This window comes from Bradyrhizobium manausense (assembly GCF_018129685.1).
Classification (GTDB): domain Bacteria; phylum Pseudomonadota; class Alphaproteobacteria; order Rhizobiales; family Xanthobacteraceae; genus Bradyrhizobium; species Bradyrhizobium manausense_D.
In genome coordinates this window covers 93,739-110,313 of the sequence record NZ_JAFCLG010000007.1, presented here as the reverse complement: position 1 = coordinate 110,313, position 16,575 = coordinate 93,739, and the positions used below count along the sequence as shown (strand labels likewise).

17 protein-coding genes and 1 riboswitch are annotated in these 16,575 nt (G+C 65.0%); of the genes, 4 read left to right on the top strand and 13 right to left on the bottom strand.

Annotated features, from left to right (window positions below):
* Positions 1-34: 34 nt before the first annotated feature.
* Both JQ621_RS18695 and JQ621_RS18690 read left to right on the top strand, forming a co-directional pair.
* Positions 35-364 (top strand): PadR family transcriptional regulator, encoded by a 330-nt coding sequence (locus JQ621_RS18695; RefSeq protein WP_212236133.1) that lies wholly within the window; start codon positions 35-37, stop codon positions 362-364.
* The gene (locus JQ621_RS18690) at positions 361-933 is read left to right on the top strand and encodes a DUF1700 domain-containing protein (RefSeq protein ID WP_212236132.1); all 573 of its coding nucleotides are present in this window, start codon (positions 361-363) and stop codon (positions 931-933) included. Before JQ621_RS18695 ends, JQ621_RS18690 begins: the two co-directional genes overlap by 4 nt.
* A 3-nt stretch (positions 934-936) precedes the next feature.
* On the opposite strand, the gene JQ621_RS18685 is transcribed toward JQ621_RS18690, so the two are convergent.
* The 9 genes from JQ621_RS18685 to JQ621_RS18645 all read right to left on the bottom strand — a co-directional run bounded on the left by JQ621_RS18685 (position 937) and on the right by JQ621_RS18645 (position 10,579).
* Positions 937-1,395 (bottom strand): SRPBCC family protein, encoded by a 459-nt coding sequence (locus JQ621_RS18685; RefSeq protein WP_212236131.1) that lies wholly within the window; start codon positions 1,393-1,395, stop codon positions 937-939.
* A 10-nt stretch (positions 1,396-1,405) separates the two neighbouring features.
* Positions 1,406-2,245: an XdhC family protein gene (locus tag JQ621_RS18680; RefSeq protein ID WP_212236130.1), complete on the bottom strand. Its 840-nt coding sequence runs from the start codon at positions 2,243-2,245 to the stop codon at positions 1,406-1,408.
* A gap of 10 nt (positions 2,246-2,255) precedes the next feature.
* Positions 2,256-3,464 (bottom strand): vWA domain-containing protein, encoded by a 1,209-nt coding sequence (locus tag JQ621_RS18675; RefSeq protein ID WP_212236129.1) that lies wholly within the window; start codon positions 3,462-3,464, stop codon positions 2,256-2,258.
* Positions 3,461-4,327 (bottom strand): AAA family ATPase, encoded by an 867-nt coding sequence (locus JQ621_RS18670; RefSeq protein WP_212236128.1) that lies wholly within the window; start codon positions 4,325-4,327, stop codon positions 3,461-3,463. The genes JQ621_RS18675 and JQ621_RS18670 overlap by 4 nt, the downstream gene beginning before the upstream one ends.
* 102 nt (positions 4,328-4,429) lie before the next feature.
* A complete protein-coding gene (locus tag JQ621_RS18665) occupies positions 4,430-6,850 on the bottom strand; it encodes an aerobic carbon-monoxide dehydrogenase large subunit (RefSeq protein WP_212236127.1) in 2,421 nt (806 codons plus the stop codon).
* Positions 6,847-7,347 (bottom strand): (2Fe-2S)-binding protein, encoded by a 501-nt coding sequence (locus tag JQ621_RS18660; RefSeq protein WP_212236126.1) that lies wholly within the window; start codon positions 7,345-7,347, stop codon positions 6,847-6,849. The genes JQ621_RS18665 and JQ621_RS18660 overlap by 4 nt, the downstream gene beginning before the upstream one ends.
* 12 nt (positions 7,348-7,359) lie before the next feature.
* Complete coding sequence (locus tag JQ621_RS18655; RefSeq protein WP_212236125.1) at positions 7,360-8,223, bottom strand: FAD binding domain-containing protein; 864 nt, start codon at positions 8,221-8,223, stop codon at positions 7,360-7,362.
* A 364-nt stretch (positions 8,224-8,587) separates the two neighbouring features.
* Complete coding sequence (locus JQ621_RS18650) at positions 8,588-9,784, bottom strand: MHYT domain-containing protein (protein ID WP_212236124.1); 1,197 nt, start codon at positions 9,782-9,784, stop codon at positions 8,588-8,590.
* 228 nt (positions 9,785-10,012) lie between these two features.
* A complete protein-coding gene (locus JQ621_RS18645; protein WP_212236123.1) occupies positions 10,013-10,579 on the bottom strand; it encodes a 6,7-dimethyl-8-ribityllumazine synthase in 567 nt (188 codons plus the stop codon).
* A gap of 74 nt (positions 10,580-10,653) precedes the next feature.
* Positions 10,654-10,812, bottom strand: a riboswitch (FMN riboswitch).
* A 413-nt stretch (positions 10,813-11,225) separates the two neighbouring features.
* Between JQ621_RS18645 and JQ621_RS18640 the strand changes: the two genes are divergently transcribed.
* Positions 11,226-11,726 carry a type III secretion system chaperone family protein gene (locus JQ621_RS18640; protein WP_212236122.1) on the top strand — a complete coding sequence of 167 codons (501 nt, stop codon included), beginning with the start codon at positions 11,226-11,228 and terminating at the stop codon, positions 11,724-11,726.
* Positions 11,727-11,914: 188 nt separating this feature from the next.
* On the top strand, positions 11,915-12,739 hold the full coding sequence (gene proC / locus JQ621_RS18635; RefSeq protein WP_212236121.1) for a pyrroline-5-carboxylate reductase: 825 nt from the start codon (positions 11,915-11,917) through the stop codon (positions 12,737-12,739).
* Between the two features lie 3 nt (positions 12,740-12,742).
* Here proC and JQ621_RS18630 read toward each other — a convergent pair whose 3' ends face one another.
* The 4 genes from JQ621_RS18630 to JQ621_RS18615 all read right to left on the bottom strand — a co-directional run bounded on the left by JQ621_RS18630 (position 12,743) and on the right by JQ621_RS18615 (position 16,313).
* Positions 12,743-13,135 (bottom strand): thioesterase family protein, encoded by a 393-nt coding sequence (locus JQ621_RS18630; protein ID WP_212236120.1) that lies wholly within the window; start codon positions 13,133-13,135, stop codon positions 12,743-12,745.
* A gap of 172 nt (positions 13,136-13,307) precedes the next feature.
* Positions 13,308-13,511: a tautomerase family protein gene (locus JQ621_RS18625; RefSeq protein ID WP_008144861.1), complete on the bottom strand. Its 204-nt coding sequence runs from the start codon at positions 13,509-13,511 to the stop codon at positions 13,308-13,310.
* Positions 13,512-13,632: 121 nt separating this feature from the next.
* The gene (hisS, locus tag JQ621_RS18620; RefSeq protein WP_212236119.1) at positions 13,633-15,153 is read right to left on the bottom strand and encodes a histidine--tRNA ligase; all 1,521 of its coding nucleotides are present in this window, start codon (positions 15,151-15,153) and stop codon (positions 13,633-13,635) included.
* A gap of 77 nt (positions 15,154-15,230) precedes the next feature.
* Entirely contained in the window at positions 15,231-16,313 is a 1,083-nt protein-coding gene (locus JQ621_RS18615; protein WP_212236118.1) for a branched-chain amino acid aminotransferase, read from the bottom strand.
* Positions 16,314-16,575 lie beyond the last annotated feature (262 nt).

The window sequence follows — 16,575 nt, the reverse complement described above, 5'->3', positions numbered from 1 at the left end:
AAGCTCCTCCGAAAGCGGTGTAGTCAAGGAGGAAATGGCCGACTCGTCGAATCAGGTTCAGCTCAAGAAGGGCGCGCTCGAGCTCTGCGTGCTCGCTCTGCTCGCGCGCAGTGAGAGCTATGCCTATGAAATCGCGAGTACGCTGTCGGCCGGCGTCGGCATGGGTGAAGGAACGATCTATCCGCTGATGCGGCGCATGCAGGATGACGGGCTGGTCGACACCCGCCTCGAGGAATCTAGCAGCGGCCCGCCGCGCAAATACTACCGGCTGACGACCGCCGGCCGCGCCGCCTTCACCGCGCAGAAGCGCGAATGGCGGAGCTTTACCGACGCAGTCGATCGCCTCCTCGGAGACGCCAGATGACCCGCGACGATTTCCTGCACATCCTCGCGGACGGGCTTACGGCGCTGCCTTCGGCCGAGATCGACGACATCCTGTCCGATTATGCCGCGCATTTCGAAGAGGCTCGCGCGTCGGGGCGGACCGAGCAAGAGGTCGCGTCCGCGCTCGGCGATCCCCGGCGGCTGGCGCGCGAGCTGCGTGCCGAGACGGGATTGCGGCGATGGGAGAACCATCACTCCTTCCGCAACTCCACCGCCGCGCTGTTCGCGCTCAGCGGCCTCGCTGTGGTCGACATCGTCCTGCTGCTGCCTCTGCTGCTGGCCGTGCTGCTGATCCTGCTCGTGATCGCTTTCGTGATGTGCGTGCTGGGGATCGTCGGAATCGGATTGCTGATCAGCGTCTACAAGCATTTTGGCGACGGACACGTCGTCAATCTGATCTTGCGCGGGCTCGCAGGCATCGCGCTGGTGACCACGGGCGCGGGATTCGCGGCCTTGCTGGCGCTTGGACTCAATGCCGCGGTCCGATGGCTCGGCAACTACGCGCGCCTGCATTATCGTCTGCTCAAGCCGGAGCGGAACGAAGCGTGAGGTTCAGCTCGCCTCCGCCTTCGCGCTCACCACATCGGCGAAAGACTTGAAGAACTCTCCCGCAAGCTTCGTCGCGGTGGAGTTGATCAGCCGCGCGCCGAGCTGGGCGAGCTTGCCGCCGATCTGGGCATCGACGTCATAGTGCAGCACCGTGACATCGGAGCTTTCCGACTCCAGCCGCACCATCGCGCCGCCCTTGGCGAAGCCGGCGACGCCGCCGGAGCCCTCGCCAGATATGCGATAAGAGTTGGGCGGATCGAGATCGGACAGCGTCACCTTGCCGCTGAACGTCGCCTTCACCGGGCCGACCTTGAACACCACCGTCGCGGTCATCTCGTTCGGCGCGGTCACGTCGAGCGACTGACAGCCGGAGATGCACTGCCTCAGCACGGCGGGATCGTTCAGCGCCGCCCACACCTGTTCGCGTGACGCAGGGATACGCTGGCTGTCGTTCATCTGCATGATCGGTATCTCACTCTTTGCCGGTTGACTGATTGGCGGCGCGCTGGCCGCGCCGACGTTCCCTGGTGATCTCGGCGAGGATCGACATCGCGATCTCCTCCGGCGTGATGGCGCCGAGATCGAGCCCGGCCGGCGCCTTGAAGTCGTCGATCGCCGCGGCATCCGCGCCTTCTGCAAGAAGCTTTGCGCGCAGCATCGCCATCTTGCGGCGGCTGCCGACGAAGGCGTGATAACAGGCCTTGGTCCCAATCGCCGCGCGCAAGGCGGCGTCGTCGCCCTTGCCCTGCGTTGAAACCACGACGAAGCGCTTGGCATCGTTGAGCTCGCCGAGCTGGTAACCGTCGATGATCGTATCAGCGTCCGGTTGGGCCGCGAGCTCGGCAGCAGGCGCCGCGAGCGTCACCTGATAGCCGAGCACGCGCGCTTGCGCCGCGAGCGACAGCGCCACGGGGCTTGCGCCAAGAATGACAAGCGAGGGATGCGGCAACACCGGCTCGACGAAAATATCCATCGTGCCCTTGCTCGGGCACATATTGCTGGCGAAGCGGATGCCATCGCGGCTCTCGCCCGGGCTGACGCCGAGTTCGGCCAGCAGGTTTTCCGGCTGCACCGAGACCATGCGCGGCTCACCGTCGGCCAGCGCTTCGCGGGCCGCCTTCAGCACCGCGCCTTTGGCGCAGCCGCCGCCGATCCAGCCCGCGACGATGGTGCCGTCGGCCGCGATGATCGCCTTGGCGCCGGCCTTGGCCGCGGTCACCGACACCGTTCGCACCACCGTCGCGAGGACGAAGGCGCGCTCGGCGGCCTTCAGCTGCGCAACGAGTTCAAGCACTTCGACATGAGCGGTCATCGACATGTCCTCAGAGTTTTGCCAGATAGGGTTCGAGCGCGCGCAGGCTCTGCAGCGAATTCGCTGAAGCATAGAGATCGACATGCGGCAGCGCGGCCTTGATACCGCGCGCCTCCGGCGTGTAGCCCTCCCATCCCATCATGGGGTTGAGCCAGACGACGTGACGGCAGCGGCGATGCAGCGCGGCCATCTCGCGGCCGAGCAAAACGGCATCGCCGGTCTCGTATCCATCGGAAACGATCATCACGCAGCTGCGAGAATGGATGACGCGCGACGCATGCCAGCGATTGAAGGTCTGCAAGGACTCGCCGATCTTGGTGCCGCCGCCCGCGCCCTGCGCCATGATCGAGAGCCGGTCGAGCGCGCGGCCAGCATCCTTCTCCTTCATTGCGTCGGACACGTGGGCGAGGCGCGTGTGGAAAAGGAACGCCTCGGCCTCGCGAAACTGGTCGAGCACGCCGTGGATGAAGCGAAGGAATACCGCGGTGTACATGCTCATCGAGCCCGAGGCATCGAGCAGCACGATCAGCCGCAGCGGCTTGTCCTTGCGCTGCCGCTTCACGAGCGAGATCGGCACGCCGCCATGGCTGATATTGCGGTGGATGGTGCGGCGAAGATCGAGCCGGTAGCCACGCCGGCGCGCCAGGTCGCGTCGGGTCAGCCGCGTGCGCATCGCCCTGGCGAGCTGCGCGGCGGCTTCATGGGCCTGTGCGACCTGGTCGGGATCGCTGAGCTTTCGGAAATCGACCTCGGCGAGATTGTCCGCGCGCGAAGCGCCCTCCATGCGCCCCTCGCCGGAGCGGCCTTCCGGCGCGTCATCGGAGGACGGAAGCTGGTCGGCCACCGGTTGGCCGCCGCCCTGCTCCGCCGATTTGTCCTGCAGGCTCTTCAGCGACGGATTGCCGGCGCCCGGCGTTGAACCAATGGTTCGGGAACGGGAGCGCACACGCTTGCCGAGCCAGAACGCGTCGAACAATCCATCGAACTTGTCCCAATCGGATTTGCGCGCCGAGAACAGATGCTTGAACGCCGGGCGCAGCAGGCTAGGTCGCTCCGCGTAGCCCGCCGACATCAGCGTTGCCGCATCCTGTCCCTCCGCCAGCCCGACACCAAAGCCGGCATCGCGCAGTGTCCGCAGGAAGGCCGCGAGCCGTGCGGAGACGAGGCGGGAGACCTCGCTGAGATCGTCGTATTCGGGACTGGAGCCGCAGCAGCTCATGCGACTTTCCCCAGTAGGCGCTGCGTCACCGCGGGGGTGACGCGGGCGCGGTCCTCATGCGTCTTCAACAGGCAGACCAGCGTCTCATGCACGGTCTCGGGCGCGTCGTGGAGATCGCGCACGTCGAGACCGACGAGGGCAGCCGCCCAGTCCAGCGTCTCCGCCACACCCGGCACCTTTCGCAGCTCCTCCTTGCGCACGTTCTCGACCATGCGCGCGATCTGAAGCGACAGCGACGGGCTGGCGCCAGCGACACGCGTCAGGATGATGCGGGTCTCGCGATCGACGTCGGGATAGTCGACATAGTGGTAGAGGCAGCGACGGCGCAACGCGTCGGAGAGCTCGCGCGTACCGTTCGAGGTCAGCACGACATGCGGGATGGTGACGGCTGGAATGGTGCCGAGCTCGGGGATCGAGACCTGGAAGTCGGAGAGCAGCTCCAGCAAAAACGCCTCGAACTCATCATCGGCGCGGTCGATTTCGTCGATCAGCAGCACCGGCGCCTTCGGCCGGCGGATCGCGGCAAGAAGGGGACGCTCCAGCAGATACTTCTCCGAGAACACCTGATCCTCGATGCTGTCGCTGCCGCGATGCGCCTGGATCGCCAGCAACTGGCGCTGGTAATTCCACTCATAGAGCGCGGAGGACTGGTCGAGCCCCTCATAGCATTGCAACCGGATCAGTTCGGTCGCATGCACTTTAGCCAGCGCCTTCGCCACCTCGGTCTTGCCGACGCCCGCTTCCCCTTCAAGGAGCAGCGGGCGCCGCAGCATCTGCATCAGCGAGATCGCAGTCGCGAGGTCCGGATCGGCAATGTAGCCCGATGCGGCCAAGGCCTGTGCGATCTCGTCACGGTTTTTCATCTCCGTATCCCTCCGTCATTGCGAGCGAAGCGAAGCAATCCAGAAATATCTCAGGGGGCACAAGTCTGGATTGCTTCGTCGCTTCGCTCCTCGCAATGACGACTACGCGACCGCGCCGAGCTGCTTCGCCGCCTTCCAGTTGCGCCAGAAATCATGCGGCATCTGGATATGCGTGGAGCCCAGGAACGAGAACGCATCGTTGACGGCGTTGGAGAAGGCCGGCACGCCGCCGACATTCGGGCTCTCGCCGACCCCCTTGGCGCCGATGGGGTGATGCGGCGACGGGGTGACGGTGAAGTCGGTCTCCCAATGCGGCGTTTCCACCGCGGTCGGCATGAAGAAGTCCATGAACGAGCCGGTGACGACGTTGCCGACCTCGTCGTAGCGGATTTCCTGACCCATCGCGATCGCGAAGGCTTCGGTGAGACCGCCATGCACCTGCCCCTCGATGATCATCGGGTTGATGCGGGTGCCGCAATCGTCGAGCGCATAGAAGCGCCGGACGTTGTACACGCCAGTATCGACGTCGATGTCCATCACGCAGAGATAGGCACCAAAGGGATAGGTCATGTTGGGCGGATCGTAATAGCTCACCGCCTCCAGCCCCGGCTCCATGCCCGGCGGCACGGAATTGTACGCCGCCCAGCAGATATCCTTCATCGACATGAATTTCTCCGGCAGGCCCTTCACCCGGAAGCCGTCGATATCGAATTCGAGATCGTCCTCGTGGACCTCGAGCTTGTACGCCGCGATCATCTGCGCCTTGGCCTTGATCTTTCGTGCGGCCATGGCGATCGCGGCGCCCGCAACGGGCGTCGAGCGCGACCCGTAGGTGCCGAGCCCGTAAGGCGCGGTGTCGGTGTTGCCCTCTTCCACCATGATGTTATCGGCCGGAATGCCAATTTCGGTGGCGATGATCTGGGCCCAGGTCGTCTCGTGGCCCTGGCCCTGACTTTTGGAACCGACCCGCGCGATGCCCGCACCGGTCGGATGCATGCGGATCTCGCAGGAGTCGAACATCGCGATGCCGAGGATGTCGCAGTTCTTCGACGGCCCGGCGCCAACGATCTCGGTGAAGAAGGAGACGCCGAGACCCATGATCTCGCGGGTCTCACCGCGCTTGAAGGCAGCACGTTTGTCCGCCTGCTCCTTGCGGAGCGCGGCGTAGCCGGTGGTCTCCATCATCTTGCGCATGGCGGTGTGGTAGTCGCCGGAATCGTATTCCCAGCCCAGCGCCGAGTGATACGGAAACTGCTCCGGCTTGATGAAGTTCTTCAACCTCAGCTCAGCCGGGTCCATGTTGAGCTTCTGCGCCAGGATATCCATGGCGCGCTCGATGCAGTAGGCGGCCTCCGTGACCCGGAACGAGCAACGGTAGGCGACGCCCCCGGGCGCCTTATTGGTGTAGACGCCGTCGACCGCCAGATGTGCGGTCGGGAAGTCATAGGAGCCGGTGACGATGTTGAAGAAGCCTGCCGGCCATTTCGACGGATCGGCGCAGGCATCGAACGCGCCATGGTCGGCGAGCACATGGACGCGCAGGCCTGTGACCTTGCCGTCCTTCGTTGCCGCGACCTCGGTGGTCATGTGGTAGTCGCGCGCGAATGAGGTCGCGGTGAGGTTCTCGATGCGGTCCTCGACCCATTTCACCGGCTTGCCGGTGACGATGGAAGCCACCGCCGCACAGATATAGCCGGGATAGGCGCCGACCTTGTTGCCGAAGCCGCCGCCGATGTCGGGCGCAATCACGTGAATCTTGTGCTCCGGCAGCTTTGCGATCAGCGACACCACGGTGCGGATCACATGCGGGGCCTGGAACGTGCCGTAGATCGTCAGCTCACCCTTGATCTTGTCGAAAGAGCAGACGCACTGGCAGGTCTCCAGCGGCGACGGATGGGTGCGGTGATAGGAGATCATCTCCTTGATCTTGACTTCGGCCTTGTTGAAGGCCGCGTCGGTCAGCTCCTTGTCGCCGACGGTCCACTCGAAGATGTGGTTGTCGTGCTTGCGCGGGCCGTGCGCGCCGGACATCTTGCCGACGAGGTCCTCGCGCAATACCGGCGCATCCTTGTCCATCGACTTGAACGGATCGACCAGCGGCGGCAACGGCTCGTATTCGACCACGACCTTGTTGATGCCGTCATCGGCCGCATAGCGGTCGGTCGCGACCACGAAGGCCACTTCCTGGTTCTGGAACAGCACCTTGCCGTCCGCCAACACCATTTGCACGTCGCCCGCGAGGGTCGGCATCCAGGCGAGGTTGACGGTCTTCAGCGTCTCCGCGGTGATCACCGCGAGCACGCCCGGCACCTTCAGCGCTTCGCTGTCGTCGATCTTCTTGACGCGCGCATGGGGATGCGGCGAGCGGACAAAGTCGCCGTGCAGCATGCCCGGCAGCTTGATGTCATCGACATAGCTGCCCCTTCCTTGCGTGAAGCGGATGTCCTCGACGCGCTTGCGCTTGCAGCCCATGCCTTCGAGTGCGGCGGTGCGTTGTTCCCGCGTGGGAGTGAGGTCGTTCATTCTGCGGCCTCCTGGAATTCCACGCCGTTGATCTTGGCGCTCGCGTACTGGATTGCCTTGACTATGTTCTGGTAGCCGGTGCAGCGGCAGATGTTGCCCGAGATGCCCATGCGGATCTCCGCCTCGCTCGGCGAGGCATTTTCCTTCAGCAGGCGATGCGCGCGGACGATCATGCCGGGCGTGCAGAAGCCGCATTGCAGACCGTGCATCATGCGGAAGCCTTCCTGCAGCGCCGACAGCGTGCCGTCGGCATTGGCCATGCCTTCGATAGTCGTGATGTCACTACCATCAGCCTGCACGGCGAACATGGTGCACGACTTCACGGACATGCCGTCGATATCGACGGTGCAGGCGCCGCAATGGGTCGTCTCGCAGCCGATATGGGTGCCGGTCATCTGCAGATTCTCGCGGATGAAGTGCACCAGCAGCGTGCGCGGCTCGACGAGGCCTTCGACCTCGGCGCCGTTCACCTTCATGGTCACATGTGTTTTGGCCATCGATCCCCTCCCTTACTTCGCTTTGGCGGCTGCGCGCTGCAGCGCGCGCGTCACCATGATGCCGCCGACATGTTTGCGGTATTCGACCGGGCCGCGGGCATCCGCGGCCGGCGCCATGATGGCCTCGGCGGCTGCTGCCGCCTTCTTCAGCGTGGCGGCGTCGAGGCTCGTGCCGATCACTGCCTTGGCGGCGTCGGTGGCGAGCAGCGGCGTCTCGTGCACATTGGTGAGGCCGATCGAACAGGTCGCGACCTTGCCGCCCGCCATCGTCAGCACGACGGCCGCCGCAGCGGTGGCGTAGTCGCCGACCTTCCGCTTGAGCTTTTCGTAGGCGGAGCCGTGACCGGCGGCTGGCACGGGGACCGACACGGAGGTCAGGATCTCGCCGGGCTCGAGCGCGGTGAAATAGGCGCCCTGATAGAAGTCGGCGGCAGCGACATCGCGGGCGCCACCCGAGCCTTCAAGTCGATAGGTCGCCCCCAGCGACATCATCAGCGCCGGCATGTCGTTGCCGGGATCGCCGTTGGCGACGTTGCCGCCGATGGTGCCGCGGTAGCGCACCTGCGGGTCGGCGATCAAGAGCGCCGCCTCATGCAGGATCGGCATCGCCTTGGCGACGTCCTCGGACGCCAGCAGCTCATGCTGGGTGGTCATTGCGCCGATGACGAGGTTGTTGCCTGAGCGACTGATGCCCCTGAGGGCAGCGATGCCGTGCAGGTCGATCAGATGGGCGGGGGTGGCGAGCCGAAGCTTCATCATCGGCACCAGACTGTGCCCGCCGGCCAGCGGCCGCGCATCCTCGCCAAGGTCTGACAAGAGTTTGACGGCGTCGGCGACACTCGCCGGCCTGTGATAGCTGAATGAGCCTGGGATCATCATCTCCTCCTGCTCGTCCTTTTGCGCGCGACGGCGCGGACGTTGGAGGGGAGGCTCACTCCCGGCGGAGCGGCGAGCAATCATTTGGGCACAAAGGGGGGCTTTTTGCACGAATTGCGGGTGCAGACGCACGAATTGCGTCAGGGGTCGCGACGTATGGCCCGGGATCCCCACCCTCCCCTGGAGGGGGAGGGTCGGCTCACTTTGAGCGCAGCGAAATGTGAGACGGGGTGGGGTGACGGTATCTCTACATCCAACAGTGCCTGAGTGGAGAGATCACCCCACCCCGCTCGCGCTGCGCGCGCGATCGACCCTCCCCCTCCAGGGGAGGGTGACGGCGAGCACATCCCGTGTGGTTAGAATTCTACGCTTGCCGCCGGTGCGCGAGCCCGAGCCTCGCCTTCACCTCAGCGATCTTCGCCCGGCTCACCGGCACGCGGTGCGGCGACGGGCCATCGAGCTCCAGCACGGCACCGTCGCCCTCTTTCCGGACCAGGGCAACATGGGGGATGGCGACGATATGACTGCGGTGCACCCGGAGGAACAGCGAGGGATCGAGCTGTGCCTCGGCTTCGGAGATCGACCAGGGGCACATCCGCTCGCGGGTGCCGTCGTGGACGCGGGTGTAGTGCGCGTCGGCGCGGACGCTGCGGACATCGGCGGTGTCGATGAAGTGCGTGCCGTCTGCGCTCTCAACCGGCAGCCGCGGAACCGGCGCGCGCGGTGGTTGGCCGAGACCGCCGAGTGGCGCCATTGGACGCGGCGATGCGCTCGCGGCGACAGGCGGCTCAGCGTTTGCCGTCGCGATTGGCGATGAAACCGCCTCTGCAGCGACGGGCGCCTGCCGCCGCTGGTCCGGAACCAGCGATAGCAGAAAGCCAGCCGCAATCACGAAGCAGAGCACTGCAACGATGATGGACAGGATTTGCTGCGACGCGGCAAGGCCCCCGCCGCCGTGGTGATGCGCAGCGCCCGTCAGCGGCTCGAAATGCATGCCGAGCATCGCGGTGTAATGCATGCCGGAGACGGCAATGCCGAACACGATCGAGCTGACGATCAGCCGGGCGCCTTCCGGCTGCGCCAGGAAGGCGCGCAAGCCGCCATAGGCCGTGACGATCGCAACCACGACCGAGAGCAGCACCATGGTCGGATCGTGCACGATGCCGAAAGACCCGGCGAGCCCGTGGATCCCGACATAATGCATGCTGGCGATGCCGACACCGAGCAGCACGGCCGACGACGCCACACGCCTCAACGTGGGCTCGCCGATCGAGACAAAGAAAAGCGAGATGCCGACCACCAGCGCGCAGATCAGAAACGAGATGATGGTGGGAAGAACGAGATAGACGGTGTCGGGCGGCAGCGGTGCCGCCAGCATGCCGACGAAATGCATTGTCCAGATGCCGACGGCCAGAAACGCAGCCGCACCCGCGAGCAGAACGCGGTTACTGACGCCGGGCGTGTTGCGAATGCGAGCAGCAAGCGCAAAGCCGGTATAGCCACCCAGACTCGCGATCGCCACAGACAGCGCGACGAGATAGGGATCGTGTCCTTCGAACATGATCTTGTCGGCCGCCCGTCTCCACGGAACGGCCTCCTCCCGCCGCCGACTTTATAGGGACGGCGGCGGGATTGACAATCAGCGGCATGTGACTTGGCACAGTGCCCAGACCCTCATGGTGAGGAGGCGCACAAGCGCCGTCTCGAACCATGCAGGCCGAGCTGCGGCCTTCATCCTTCGAGACGCGCTACGCGCTCCTCAGGATGAGGAGTTGGAGTCTTTGCTTCCTCACACAATTCCCGCCGCGACCTGGCCGCGCAGGCGCTCGAGACCGTGAAGCGTCTCGGCACAGGCGGACGCGACCTCGACGCCCTTGATCGCAAAGTGCCTGCGGAAGAAATCGTAGTGCACCTCGGTCTCGTGGAATTGCTGCGGCGTCAGCACGGCGGAGAACACCGGCACCTCGGTGCGCAGCTGCACCTCCATCAGCGCCTTGATCACGGTGTCGGCGACGAACTCGTGGCGATAGATGCCGCCATCGACGACCAGGCCGGCGGCGACAATCGCCGTGTAGCGCCGCGTCTTGGCGAGGACCTGCGCATGCAGCGGGATCTCGAACGAGCCCGGCACCTCGAACACGTCGACATGGGTGAGATGACGCGCCTCGGCCTCCTTCAGGAAGGCGATGCGGGCTTCCTCGACCACGTCGCGATGCCAGCAGGCCTGCACGAAGGCCACCCGCTGCGGCTTGGCGAAACGCGGATGCTCAGTCGCCGGGGGAACCGGCGGTTGGGCGACTTCGGAAGTTTCAGCTTGGGAAGTTTGGACTTGGGGATCTTGCAACATCTGATTCATGGCTTTCCTTCAAAGGACCAGAATCAGGGCACACGGAACGACAGGCAGCCGCACCTTGCGATGCGTCCGCCACCGACCGTTCTCTTTCATCCGGACTTTAACCGTCGGCCTCGGAGTTGCACCGAATCTGCTGACCCTTCCCCTCGGCAAAGACCTTGAGGAAGGCGCTCGCGGGCTTAGGCCTTTCGGCCCTTACCGCCGGTGGGGACTTTCACCCCGCCCTGAGAACATCGGCCGTCCGGAATGAACGGCCTGGGCGGAAATATGACGCCGGCCGGCGGCCGCAGCAAGCCTGTTCCATCGCCAAAAACCGCATGGTCCCATGCCGCCACGGGGGTGCGGCGCTCGGGAGACGGAATTAACGATTGGGCCGCCGGCCGTTCCATCCGACTCCGATTTGTTCTCAAATTAATAATTGTGTCCGAGATCAGCTGTGGACGAAGGAGTCCTGTCTTGTGGACGGACTCGCGACCCAGTTGCGCAGATTCCGCAAATCACATCAGTTGATCCGCGACAAGCCCGCGCTGGTCCGAGGATCGCTGCAAGCGACTCCGAAGAGATTGCCCTTAACGACGTTAAGGAAGCGCGCGCCGGACCAACCGCGTGCGTATCTAAAGACAACAAGAAGGCAAGAGGTCGAGACGGCATGTCCCTGCTCGAAGGCAATATCGATTCCCGAAGCCACCCGCTCGCGGTGGTCGAGGACATCGCTGCCAGCAACAACTGGCCGTTCGAACGCTCCGGCGAAGACGAGCTCACCATTGTCTCGAAGGGACAATGGACCGACTACCAGATCTCGTTCACCTGGATGGGTGAGATCGAGGCGCTGCATCTTGCCTGCGCATTCGACATGAAGATTCCGGTCGCGCGCCGGGGCGAGGTGCAGAAGCTCGTCGCCGCGGTCAACGAGCAGTTGTGGATCGGCCATTTCGATCTGTGGATCAGCACCGGCCTGATCATGCACCGTCAGGCGCTGGTTCTGCCGGGTGGGCTCACCGCCTCGACCGCGCAATGCGAAGCCATGCTCGCCGGCGCCATCCACGCCTGCGAACGCTACTTCCCGGCATTCCAGTTCGTGGTGTGGGCGGGAAAGACGACGGCGCAGGCGATGGACGCCGCGATGTTCGATACTGTGGGCGAGGCGTAAGCGCCTCTTGATAGGTTAGGAAGTCGCAACTTCCACCCCAACGTCGTCCTGGCGAAGGCCAGGACCCATACCGCGAGGTCTCTCCGTCTCTCGCGATGCTTGTTGCTCTGCTGCGCATCCACTAGAACCAGCCGGGGTAATGGGTCCTGGCTTTCGCCAGGACGACGGCGGATTTTGTGGCGACAGCGATGGCAAACAACACTCTCCAAAACATCTCCGGCACCATCCTTCTCGCCGGGGCCGGCAAGATGGGCGGCGCGATGCTGACGGGGTGGCTGGCCGGCGGGCTCGATCCACGCCGGCTCGCCGTGGTCGACCCCTTCATTTCACCTGAGATCGCCGCGCTCTCCGCCAAGGGCGTCGCGCTCAATCCCGATGCGAACGCGGCAGGCCCTGTCGAGACGATGGTCGTCGCGGTGAAGCCGCAGATGTTCCGCGAGGCTGGCGCGAAGCTGAAGTCGTTTGTTTCGGACAAGACCTCCGTGGTGTCGATCATGGCGGGAACCACGATTCTCTCGCTCGAGGAGGTCTGTGGCGGCGCCGTGGTGCGCGCCATGCCAAACACACCGGCTGCGATCGGCCGCGGCATCACGGTCGCGGTCGCGGCGAAGAATGTCAGTGCGCAACAGCGCGCGGTGGCCGATGCCTTGCTGCGCGCCACCGGTTCGGTGGAGTGGGTCGAGGACGAAGGCCTGATGGACGCGGTGACCGCCGTCTCCGGTTCGGGGCCGGCCTATGTGTTCCTGCTCGCCGAAGAACTCGCCCGCGCCGGCGTCGAAGCCGGCTTGCCTGAAGCGCTGGCGACGAAGCTCGCGCGTGAAACGGTCGCCGGCTCCGGCGAACTGCTGCACCAGTCGGATCAGCCTTCCGCCACGCTACGCCAGAACGTCACCTCGCCCGGCGGCACCACCGCCGCGGCGCTCGGCGTGTTGATGGGCGAGCCGGGCCTGCGCGACCTGATGGTCCGCGCGATCGCGGCGGCGACGAAGCGGTCGAAGGAATTGGCGAAGTAGCGGCTATGCGCCCAGGCGCTTGTTGAACATCTCGACGTTCACAAGCCCGCGCGCATGGCGGCCCTCGCCGAGTTTGCGCGTGCCTTCGAATGCCTCGACCTCGAAGCGGATGACACGGCGCTCGACGGCGACCACTTTCGCCGTGGTCCGCACCGTCGCGCCAACAAGGGCTGCGGCGAGATGACGGATGTCGACTTCGGTGCCGACGGTGACCCAGCCCGGTTGAAGCGCGGCGCGGATCGCGTCTCCCGACGTCATCTCCATTTCCAGGATCATCATCGGCGTCGCATAGACCATCGGCATGCCGGGCACGAAATGCCCGACCGTGCGCTCGGTGGGCACCACAAGCATGCGCTCGGCGCTCATACCGACCTTGATGAAATCGCGTGCGTCCATGGGGCTTGCTCAGTGTCGTCCCGGACAAGCGAAGCGCAGATCCGGGACCCATCACCACAGGATCAAGTTTGGCGAAGATTCGGAGTTACCAGCTCGCACCCGCAACCACTCCCTGTGGCTATGGTCACGGCCTTCGCCGGGACGACGGCGGTGGATGCCGAACCAGCGCGGCTTACTTCTTCGCAGCCGCCGCGCGCTCCACGAAGGTCTTGCCGCCCTTCATCTTGTGGCGAAGCGGGGCCTCGTTGATCTGGATGACGACGGCATCGGCGTCGACGCCGAGATTCTTCACCAGTGCCTGCGTGATGTCGCGCATCATGCCGGCCTTCTGCTCGTCGGTGCGGCCTTCGGCCATGCTGACGGTGATCTCAGGCATATTGTTTCTCCCTCTCGCCTCTCCGTCATGGCCGGGCTTGTCCCGGCCATCCACGGACATCGCTATCAAACAAGACGTGGGTGCCCGGGACAAGCCCGGGCACGACGATCGAAACGAATGGCTAGCCCCAGCTCACGTCATGGCGCGCCAGGACCTCGCGCACCTTCGTGACGAGGTCGGCTTCGCTGCACGAGAACTGCGCAGGCCGTGTCTCGCGCCATTCCTGGTTGGAGGCGATCGCGGCCGCGGCCTTCGCACCCTCGATCAGATCCTTGACCTGCACCTCGCCGCGCGCCTTTTCATCCGACCCCTGGATGATCACGCAAGGCGAGTTGCGACGGTCGGCATATTTGAGCTGGTTGCCCATATTCTTGGGATTGCCGAGATAGAGCTCGGCGCGGATGCCGGCGGTGCGCAAGCTGGCCACCATCTTCTGATAGTCGGCGACGCGGTCGCGGTCGAACACGGTGACGACGACGGGACCGACCTCCGGCCGCGTGTCCAGCTTGCCGAGCAGCGTCAGCGCCGCTTGCAAGCGAGACACACCAATCGAAAAACCAGTCGCCGGCACCGGCTCGCCGCGGAAGCGCGAGACGAGGCCGTCGTAACGTCCGCCGCCGCCGACCGAGCCGAAGCGGATCGGGCGGCCCTTCTCGTCCTTGGTGTCGAGCAACAGTTCGACCTCGTAGACGGGACCGGTGTAATATTCGAGGCCGCGCACGACGGAGGGGTCGATCTTGATGCGGTCAGCACCATAACCCGACGCTGCGACCAGCTTGGCAATCTCTTCCAGCTCGCTCACGCCGGCCTGACCGACTTCGCTCTTGGCGAGATAAGTCTCTGCAGCGGCAATGGCTTCTTTCCAATCCTCGCGCGGCTTGGTGATGGCGAGAACGACGTCAGCTTCCGCGGCGCTGAGGTTGGCGCCCTTGGTAAAGTCTCCCTTGCCTTCTTCGCCGCCGTCCCATCGTCCTGGCCCGAGCAGCTTGCGGACTTCGTCGGCGGAAAACTTGTCGAGCTTGTCGATTGCGCGCAGCACAGTCAGTCGGCGGCTTGCGTTCTCCTCACCCGCGAGCCCGATGGCCTCGAGAACGCCGTCGAGCACCTTGCGGTTGTTGACCTTCACGACATACTGGCCGCGCGCAACGCCCAACGCTTCCATCGTGTCCGCCGCCATCATGCAGATCTCGGCATCCGCCGCCGGCGTCGCCGAGCCGACGGTATCGGCATCGAACTGCATGAACTGGCGGAAGCGGCCCGGGCCGGGCTTCTCGTTACGGAAGACATAACCGACGCGGTAGCTGCGGTAAGGCAAGACCAGACCATCGGTGCCGTAGCGCTCGCCGACATAGCGCGCCAGCGGCGCGGTCAGGTCGTAGCGCAAGCTGATCCACTGCTCGTCGTCGTCCTGGAACGAGAACACGCCCTCGTTCGGACGGTCCTGGTCAGGCAGGAACTTGCCGAGCGCGTCGGTGTATTCCATTGCCGGCGTCTCCACCGGCTCGAACCCGTAGAGCTCGTAGACGGCGCGGATCTTCTCGACCATCTCGCGCGTCGCCCGGATCGCGGCGGGATCGCGATCCTCGAGCCCGCGCGGCAGGCGCGCCTTCAGTTTCTGGGGTTTTTTGGGTTTTTCGGCCATGCGGGCGTTTACCAGCCGACGCGCGATGCGGCAACCGTTCTTGCCCTCTCCCCGCGAGCGGGGAGAGGAAGACGAGCTCAAAACACCTTCTTGATCCAGTTGTGCGGATCGTTGGTGCGGCCGTACTGGATGTCGACGAGCTGCTTGCGCAGGCCCATGGCGACGGGGCCGGCGGCGCCGCCGCTGATCTCGAAATCGCCGCTGACCGAACGCACCTTGCCGATCGGCGAGATCACGGCGGCAGTGCCGCAGGCGAAGGCTTCCTTCAGCCGGCCGGAGGCCGCATCCTTGCGCCACTGGTCGAGCGAGTACGGCTCTTCACGCACGGTCTTTCCGGCATCGCGGGCCAGCGTGATGATGGAGTCGCGGGTGATGCCGGGCAGGATGGTGCCAAGCGGCGGCGTCGAGAGCGAGCCGTCGTCGAACACGAAGAACACGTTCATGCCGCCGAGCTCCTCGATGTAGCGGCGCTCGAGTGCGTCGAGGAACACGACCTGATCGCAGCCATGCTGGATCGCTTCGGCCTGCGCGCGCAGGCTCGCCGCGTAATTGCCGCCGCATTTGACGGCGCCGGTGCCGCCGACGGCCGCGCGCGTGTAGTTCTCCGACACCCAGATCGAGACCGGCGCCGGACCGCCCTTGAAGTAGGAGCCGACCGGCGAGGCGATCACCGCGAAGATGTATTCGGACGACGGCTTGACGCCGAGGAAGGTCTCGCTCGCGATCATGAAGGGCCGCAGATAAAGGCTGCCCTCGCCGCCCGGCATCCAGGCGCGATCGATGCGCACGACCTGCTCGACCGCCTCGATGAAGACGTCTTCAGGCAACTGCGCCATCGCCATGCGATCGGCCGAGTCCTTGAAGCGCCGCGCGTTCGCATCGGGGCGGAACAGGTTCACGCCGCCGTCGTCACGCTTGTAGGCCTTGAGGCCTTCGAAGATTTCCTGGGCGTAGTGCAGGACTGCGCCGGCCGGATCGATCTGGAAATTGGCGCGCGCCTCGACCTTGGCCTCGTACCAGCCGCCCTTGGCCTGGTTGTAGCGGACCACAGCCATGTGATCGGTGAAGACGCGTCCGAAGCCGGGGTCGACCAGCTTGGCGACCCGGTCCTTTTCGGACGTTGGATGAGATGCGGGCTGGATGTCGAATTTCATGCTCATGTCCTTGCCTCCCGCTGCCGATGGCGGCGCCGTTCTGGCGCCCGCCTGCCCGCTTCCGGGCCCGGCTGGCTTGATGTGGTTGCTGGCCGAACCACCGCCAGCCTTGTTACGGCCGGTTTCCGTGGCCAGCATGTCCGTCGAGGACATGCTTTTGCGGAAGGCGGAAGTCCAGTATGTTTTGCCGAAATGCCGCTCGACAATCGCACGGTAGATCTGATCCGGCCGTCGCCGCCTGTCCGGCTCTCTCCGGCCGCTCTGACAA